Source organism: Geodermatophilus sp. SYSU D01176, from assembly GCF_054050015.1.
Window position 1 is genome coordinate 1 of sequence record NZ_JBJGYN010000116.1, and the last position, 1,239, is coordinate 1,239.

The 1,239-nt window shown below is 70.5% G+C and carries 2 protein-coding genes; both read left to right on the top strand.

All coding sequences use genetic code 11. The features are described 5' to 3' along the window. The first annotated feature begins 62 nt into the window (after positions 1-62). Positions 63-353 carry a transposase gene (locus ACI78Z_RS24970; protein WP_457039230.1) on the top strand — a complete coding sequence of 97 codons (291 nt, stop codon included), beginning with the start codon at positions 63-65 and terminating at the stop codon, positions 351-353. Further along, on the top strand, positions 350-1,239 hold an 890-nt coding region (locus tag ACI78Z_RS24975), incomplete at its 3' end, for an IS3 family transposase (protein ID WP_457039231.1). The genes ACI78Z_RS24970 and ACI78Z_RS24975, both read left to right, overlap by 4 nt.

The window sequence follows — 1,239 nt, forward strand, 5'->3', positions numbered from 1 at the left end:
TGAAGTGACCCCCGTCGGCTGAACACCTCCAGACTTGGCATCAGCCAAGGAGGGAGGCCCCGTTGGGCCGACGGAGCAAGTACCCCGAGGAGTTCCGGCAGCGGGCAGCGCAGCTGGTCCTGGACAGCCGGCGCAGCGTCCGTGACGTGGCGGGCGAGCTGGGGGTCAACCACGAGACGCTGCGGAACTGGGTCGCGGCCGAGCGCCGTCAGCGGGCCGAGGGGCCGGCCGCGCTCAGCGCCGATGAGCGGTTCGAGCTGGCCCGGCTGCGGCGCAAGGTCGCCGAGCTGGAGCTCGAGCGGGAGATCTTGAAAAAAGCCGCGGTCTTCTTCGCTCGGGAGACGGGCCGGTGAACCGCGGAGTGCTCTGCGAGTTCATCGCCGCGGAGAAGACCAGCTACGGCGTGCGCCGTCTCTGCCGGGTGTTCGGCATCAGCCCCACCAGCTTCTACGCCTGGGCTGCTCGTCGCGGTGGCCCGACCGCCGCCGAACTCGACGACGCCTACGCCATCGCGGCCGCCCGGGTCGCGTGGGAGGAGCACCGCCGGATCTATGGCGCCCGCCGGCTGACCGCCGAGGTCCGCGACCGCGGCCACGCCTGGAACCGCAAGCGGGTCGCCCGGCTGATGCGCCTGGGCGCCATCGAAGGAGTGCACCGTCGGCGGCGCGGCAAGTACGGCCGTCGGGCCGCCTCGACGGCGACCGCGCCGGACCGGGTCGAGCGCGACTTCACCGCCACCGCGCCCAATCAGCTGTGGGTCGCCGACATCACCTACCTGCGGACCTGGGAGGGCTTCGTCTACCTGGCGGTCGTCATCGACGCCTTCTCCCGCAAGGTCGTGGGCTGGGCGATGGCCGACCACCTGCGCACCGAGCTGGTTCTCGACGCCGTCGGGATGGCCATCACTACCCGCAGGCCGCCGGCCGGCACGGTGCATCACACCGACCGCGGCAGCCAGTACACCTCCTACGAGTTCGGCAAGGCGCTGCGCGCTTCCGGCCTGCTGGCCTCGATGGGCCGGGTCGGCTCGGCGTTCGACAACGCGATGGCCGAATCGGTGTTCGCGACCTTGAAGAGCGAGCTGATCTACCGCCGCTCCTGGCCCACCCGACACGAGCTGGAGATGGAGGTCTTCTCCTACCTCGAGGGCTTCTACAACACCCGCCGCCGGCACTCCCGGCTCGGCAACCTCAGCCCCACCGACTACGAGACCATGCAACTGACACAGAACGAGGTGTG